We start from the raw sequence: 6,571 nt of genomic DNA on the forward strand, positions 1-6,571 counted from the left end.
AGCCCACGCGCAGCGCGGATGAAAACGGCACCCCGATGGCGGATTCAAGGGACTGGGCACCTCGCCCTTCAGCACGATGCGCTGCCGCTTCTCCTCGGCCTCGACGCTGGCCACGGGCACAGCCGACAACAGCGCCTGCGTATAGGGATGCCTGGGATTGGCATATAGCGCATCACGGCTCGCGATCTCGACGATGCGGCCGAGGTACATGACGGCGATGCGGTCGCTGATATGCCGCACCACGGCCAGGTCGTGCGCGATGAAGATATAAGTCAAGCCGAGGCGCCGCTGCAAATCCATGAACACGTTGACCACCTGCGCCTGGATAGATACGTCCAGCGCCGAAACCGGTTCATCGCAAACGATCAGGCTCGGCTCGACCGCCAATGCGCGCGCAATGCCGATGCGCTGCCGCTGGCCGCCGGAGAACTCGTGCGGATAGCGGTCCGCCATATAGGGCAGCAGCCCCACCATCTGCAGCAGCTCCGCAATGCGGGCACGATAGCGCTCGCGGTCGTTGGCCATGCCGTGCACTTCGAGCGGCTCGCCAATGATGTCGCAAACCTTCATGCGCGGGTTCAGCGAGCCGAACGGGTCCTGGTAGACCATCTGCACGCTGCGGCGGAAATGCTTTTCCTGCGCCTTGTTGAAGGTGGCGAAGTCGTCGCCGTCGAAGGCGATCCGTCCGCCGCTGGCGGCCAGCATCTTGATGATGGCCAGGCCGGTGGTGGATTTTCCGCAACCGCTCTCGCCCACCAGGCCCAGCGTCTCGCCGCGCCTGAGCGTGAACGACACGCCGTCCACGGCCTTGACCGAGCCCACCTGCCGCTTGATGAAAACGCCCTGGGTCACGGGGAAATGAACCTTGAGGTTCTCGACGCGCAGGATCTCGTCGCCGATCTTGCCGTGCCGGCGCGCGGCGGGCGCCACCCGCGCCTCAGTTGTGGTCATGGTCATGGAGGAAGCAAGCCTTGAAGTGGTTCGCGCGCACGGCGCGCAGCGCGGGGCGCGACAGGCTGCACTGGTCGGTGGCCAGCTTGCAGCGCGGCATGAATGCGCACCCGGGCGGCAGCGCCGTGAGGTCGGGCGGCTGGCCGTCGATCGGCACCAGCGGCTGGCGGGTGTCGCCGTCGATGCGTGGCACCGACGCCATCAGGCCGCGCGTGTAGGGATGCGCGGGATAACCGTAGAGCTCGCGCGCCGTGGCGGTCTCGACCATGCGGCCGCCGTACATCACCGCCACGCGATCCGCATAGCGCGCCACCACGCCCAGGTCGTGCGTGATGAGGACGAGCGCCGTATCGGACTGGCTGGCCAGGTCCTTGAGCAAGTCCAGGATCTGGGCTTGCACCGTGACGTCGAGCGCGGTGGTGGGCTCGTCGGCAATGATCAGCTGCGGCTTGCAGGCCAGCGCCATGGCAATCATGGCACGCTGGCGCATGCCGCCGGAGAACTGGTGCGGATAGGCGCCCAGCCGGCTTTGCGGCTCGGGGATCTGCACCTTGCCGAGCAGTTCGCCGGCAATGCCGAGGGCGGTCTTCCATGGCATGCCCTGGTGCAGGTTGATGGGCTCGGCAATCTGCTTTCCCACCGTGAGCGCCGGGTTCATCGACGACATCGGTTCCTGGAAGATCATCGCGATCCGGTTGCCGCGAATCGCCCGCATGCGCGCCGGGCTCAGCTTGAGCAGGTCCTGGCCATCGAACAGGATCTCGCCGGATTCGATGCGCCCCGCCGGGCTGGGGATCAGGCCGAGGATGGACAGCGCGGTCACGCTCTTCCCCGAGCCGGACTCGCCGACAATGGCCAGCGTCTCGCCGGGGGCGACGTCGAACGAGACCTGGTCCACCGCCGTAACCACGCCGCGGTCAGTGCGAAAACGCGTGGTCAGTTGCTTCACCTGCAGGATTGGCTGCGTCATGCGGGCTTCCTTGAGGGCACAGGGGAACAGGGGAGCAAGGGGAGCAAGAGGATCAGAATCCCATCTTCTTCTTCATGTCCTGGTCGACCCACATCCGCGCGTAGATCGGGCCGGGACGGACCGCGCCCGCGCGCAGCTCGGCGTTGTAGTTCTTCACCCACGGCCACCATGCCGTGTACTGGTAGGGGGTGGGCAGCCAGATATACGGCGCATCCGCGAGCACGTCGCGCGTGAGCGAGCGCAGGGCTTCCTGCCGGCGGCCAAGATCGCGCATCTGGAAGGCTTCGTTGACGCGCGCCTCGTACTTGGGGTCTCCCCACTGCGCGGCGTTCCACACCTGGCCCTTCACAAAGCTCTTGCGGATCGTGGTGGTCGGGTTGGTATGGCCGTTGCTCATCAGGTAGCCGGGCGCATTGGTCTTGGTGGTCATGGCCGACAGGAACGCGCCATACTCCATCGGCTGGATCTCGATGCGTACGCCCACCTGCTCCAGGTAGGCGCCGATCAGCGCCAGCAGCTCCAGGTGCTCGGGCTGGCAGGCGCATACCTGTACCTTGAAGGTGAAGCCCTTGGCATGGCCGGCCTCGGCCAGCAGCTTGCGTGCCTTGTCCGGGTTGTAGGTGAACAGTTCCTTCACCGGCTCCGGCATGGCGCTCAACGGCTCGAAGTAGCCCGTGTAATCCGGATGCTGCGGATAGGCGAACAGCTCGGCATTGCCGCCGTAGAACTGCTTGACGATCTCCTGCTTGTTGACCGCCATGTTCAGCGCGCGACGCACGCGCAGGTCGTTGAACGGCTTGGTGTCGACGCGCAGCGCCACGTACTGGCCGTTAGTCGACAACCAGCGCGACCACTTGAGCGCCGGCGCGCTCTTCTTGAGCTCGTCGACCGCGGTCCAGCGGACATACTCGAGCACGTCCAGCTTGCCGGTGCGCAGCATGGTGTTGCGCGTTGACTCGTCCTTGACCGTGCGCAGCACCACCTTGTCGGCGAACGGCAGCTTGTAGTCCTTGCCGCCGATCCTGTCGCTGTCCCAGTACAGCCCGTTCCTGGTATAGGTGCTGGATGTGCCCTGCACGAAATTGCTCAGCAGGAAGGGGCCGCTGCCGTTCACATTCTTCCAGTTGCCGGCGCCGGCGGTCGCCACTTCCTTGGGCATGATGCCGGAGTAATAGCCCCAGCCGAAACGGTAGTCCCATTCGGCGTTGAACTCCTTGAAGCGGAAGACCACGGTGTACTTGTCCGTTGCTTCCACCTTGGTGAGATGGTCGTAATAGGTGGGGATCTTCTTGGCGCTGGTGTTCTGGCGGGTGTAGCTGAAGACCACGTCGTCGGCCACCAGCTCGCGCTCCTCCATCACGCCGGGCTTGGCGGGAAACTTCACGCCCTTGCGCAGCTTGACCTCGAGCGTCAGCGGGTCGACCCATTTCCAGCTCTCGGCCAGCTCGCCGCGGATCGCATCCTCGGGCAGCCACGCGTCGGCCTGGAACGCGTACTTGCCGCCGTTGCGCCTGGCCTTGGAGAGATCGGCGGCGAAGAGCTGCTCGTAGACCTGGCCGGTGTCGTAGTTCTGCTTCCAGTTCCAGTCCGCAAGGTCCCAGGACAGCGCGGAGATGGTGGGATACATCGAGCCGATCTCGAGGCTGCCGCCGTACTTCGGCGCTTCCGCCTGCGCGCAGGCCGCGCCTGCGGCAAGGGCCAGCGCCATGCCTGCCACCACCGAGGAAATTGTTCTGTTCAAGCCGCGTCCCTCCATCGTTGTCTCCTTGTTGGCTTATCGCGATCCACGCATGCGCGGGTCGAGCAGGTCACGTAGCGCGTCGCCGTAGACGTTGATGGCATAGACGACGACGGTGAGGCAGATGCCGGGTGCCAAGGCCAGCCATGGCCCCTGGAACATGAAGGTGCGGCCGTTGCCGGAGAGCATGCCGCCCCAGGTCGCCGCGGGCGGCGGCACGCCCAGGCCGAGAAAGGACAGGCCGGACTCGGCCAGGATGGCGGTGCCCACGCGCGTGGTGAACAGCACGATGATGGGCGGCAGCACGTTGGGCAGGATATGGCGCCAGAGGATGCGGCCAGTCGATGCACCCATGGATTGCGCGGCATGCACATACATGTGCTCGCGCACGGAGACCACCGCGCTGCGGATGATCCTCGACCCGCCCACGCCCAGCAGCAGCCCCAGCGTGCCGATGATCTGCCAGCTGCCCGGCCCGAGCACGGACACCACCACGATCAGGATGACCAGGTCGGGAAAGCTCATCCACGCATCCACCATGCGCTGCACGATCAGGTCGAACTTGCCGCCGAGGTAGCCTGTCAGGATACCGATCAGCACCGAGACGGCGGTGGCCAGCATGGCGGCCGACAGCCCGATGATGACCGAGAGCTGCGCGCCATACAGGCAGCGCGAGAGCATGTCGCGCCCGAGGTTGTCGGTGCCGAACGGGTGCGCCCACGACGGCGGCTGCAGCCGCTGCATCATGTTGATCTCGTTGACGCCATACGGCGCCAGCCAGTCGGCAAAGATGCCGCAGAACAGGAACACCAGGCAGATCACCGCGCCGGCGGCGCCGAGCGGCTTCTCGCGGAACAGGCGCCTCGACAGTGCGAAGGCGGCGCTGTGCCAGCCTCGGCCGGAGGTGGACTGCGCGGCTTGCGCCGCCTCGCGCGCCGGTGCGCTCGCAATTGGACGTGCCATCAGCGGTGCCTCACTTTCGGGTCGAACAGCCCGTAGCTCAGGTCCACGAGCAGGTTGATGAGCATGACGGCCAGGCCGACCACCAGGAACACGCCGGTGATCACGGGATAGTCCCGCTGGTTCACCGCGTCCAGCAGCAGCAGCCCCATGCCCGGCAGCGCGAAGATCTGCTCGATCACCACGGCCCCGCCGATCAGCAGCGGCGCCTGCAGGCCGATCAGCGTCACCACCGGGATCAGCGCGTTGCGCAGCGCATGGCGCAGGATCACCAGGCGCTCGTTCAAGCCCTTGGCCCAGGCCGTGCGGATGTAGTCCTGGCGCAGTACCTCCAGCATCATCGTGCGCGTCATGCGCATGGTGATGGCGGACAGCGCCATGCCCAGGATGATGGCGGGCACCAGCATGTTGCCGAGGTGCTGGAGCGGGTCCTCCAGGAAGGGGACGTAGCGCACCTCCGGCGACCAGCCCCACCACACGGACGGAAACACCATGATCATCGTGCCCATCCAGAAGCTGGGCACCGCCAGCATCAGGAGGGAAAACGAACGCGCCACGTAATCAGCCGCGGTGTCCTGCCGGATCGCAGAGAGCACGCCAACGGGCAGCGCCACCGATAGCGCCACGAACAAGGCGAGCGCGCCCAGCGAGAAGGTGGCGGGCATGCGCGCCAGCACCATCTTGAGCACCGGCTCGCCCTGCCACAGGGATTGGCCGAGATCCCCGTGCAGCACGATGTTGCCGATCCAGTGCACGTACTGGAACCACATCGGCTGGTCCAGGCCCAGCGCACGGATCAGGTCCTCGCGGCTCTTGGTGTCGGCGCTGATGTCGTTCTGGCTCAGCATCAGGTCCACCACGTCGCCCGGCACCATGCGCACGATCACAAAGACGATCAGGCTGGCGAACAGGAGCGTGGGCAGCAGTGCCAGCAGGCGGCGCAGGATATAGGCACTCATGGCGCGCCCGCATCGGAGACGCCTGGCAAGGTCATGCCGCAGGCCTTGGGAAAAGATACCGTATATACGATAAAGAGTGCCGCCCCGACCATGCCGTCTCCTGTTCGGTGCTTCGTGTGGCCGCCAACCGCACCGGACAGGCATCGCTTGACGCTTGAATCTGGCGACATCTGGTGCGAACTAGGAATAGGCCCTAGGAACCATCCACCGAGCTGCTGTTTGTGCAGATAGCCAGTTCAGCATACCCAGAGTTCTAATTCATGACAACCAAACGGACCATCGAATGTCTAGTGGATTTACCTAGGTCGGCGCTGCCGCGCCGGCCCGCTTGTGCAGCGCAAACGAGCGGCGGCAAGCGCGAGGTCGAGCGCAGGCCCCACGCCTGCGCATGGACGGCCTGCCACGGCGGATGAGGATGGTGCGTTGCGGCGCGGCGTTCAGTAGCCGCGCAAGGTCGCCCAGCGTTGCGCGTGGAAGTGGGTATCGCCGAGCAGGATCTGTGCGGCGCAGGCCCGTTTCATGTAGAAGCCGATGTCGAATTCGTCGGTCATGCCGATGCCGCCGTGCATCTGCACGCCCTCCTGCACTGCCAGCATGGCGGTGGAGCCGGCGCGCGCCTTGGCGGCGGACACCAGCGCGACCGGCTGCGCCGGGCCATCGTCGAGCAATTGCTGGCTGCGCAGCACCGCTGCGCGCGTGATCTCGATCTCGCTGAACAGGTGGGCGGCGCGATGCTGCAGCGCCTGGAACTCGCCGATGATCTTGCCGAACTGCTTGCGCTCCTTCAGGTATTGCAGCGTGCGTTCGAATGCTTCGTCGGCAATGCCGACCAGCTCCGACGCGAGCGCCGCGCGGCCGATGTCGAGTGCGTGCTCGAGCATGGCCGCGCCGCCACCGGTTTCGCCCAGCACCGCGTCCGGCGCCACGCGTACATTGCGCAACTGCACGCGCGCGGCATTGCGGGCGTCCGCCATCACGGTGCGCTCCACCGTC

6 protein-coding genes are annotated in these 6,571 nt (G+C 65.9%); all 6 read right to left on the reverse strand.

Going from position 1 to position 6,571, the window contains the following annotated elements; genetic code table 11:
• Nucleotides 1–951: ABC transporter ATP-binding protein (locus tag P3W85_RS03390; protein WP_276263732.1), on the reverse strand; the 951-nt coding region annotated here is incomplete at its 3' end.
• On the reverse strand, nucleotides 938–1,921 hold the full coding sequence (locus P3W85_RS03395) for an ABC transporter ATP-binding protein (protein ID WP_276263729.1): 984 nt from the start codon (nucleotides 1,919–1,921) through the stop codon (nucleotides 938–940). The genes P3W85_RS03395 and P3W85_RS03390, both read right to left, overlap by 14 nt.
• Nucleotides 1,922–1,973: 52 nt before the next feature.
• Entirely contained in the window at nucleotides 1,974–3,629 is a 1,656-nt protein-coding gene (locus tag P3W85_RS03400) for an ABC transporter substrate-binding protein (RefSeq protein WP_346430231.1), read from the reverse strand.
• A 66-nt stretch (nucleotides 3,630–3,695) separates the two neighbouring features.
• Nucleotides 3,696–4,622, reverse strand: coding sequence for an ABC transporter permease (locus P3W85_RS03405; protein WP_017229026.1), 927 nt, complete (start codon nucleotides 4,620–4,622; stop codon nucleotides 3,696–3,698).
• Nucleotides 4,622–5,578 carry an ABC transporter permease gene (locus P3W85_RS03410; RefSeq protein ID WP_017229027.1) on the reverse strand — a complete coding sequence of 319 codons (957 nt, stop codon included), beginning with the start codon at nucleotides 5,576–5,578 and terminating at the stop codon, nucleotides 4,622–4,624. Before P3W85_RS03410 ends, P3W85_RS03405 begins: the two co-directional genes overlap by 1 nt.
• Before the next feature lie 437 nt (nucleotides 5,579–6,015).
• Nucleotides 6,016–6,571: acyl-CoA dehydrogenase family protein (locus P3W85_RS03415; protein ID WP_276263731.1), on the reverse strand; the 556-nt coding region annotated here is incomplete at its 5' end.

The organism is Cupriavidus basilensis (genome assembly GCF_029335485.1).
In the GTDB taxonomy this organism is placed as follows: domain Bacteria; phylum Pseudomonadota; class Gammaproteobacteria; order Burkholderiales; family Burkholderiaceae; genus Cupriavidus; species Cupriavidus basilensis_E.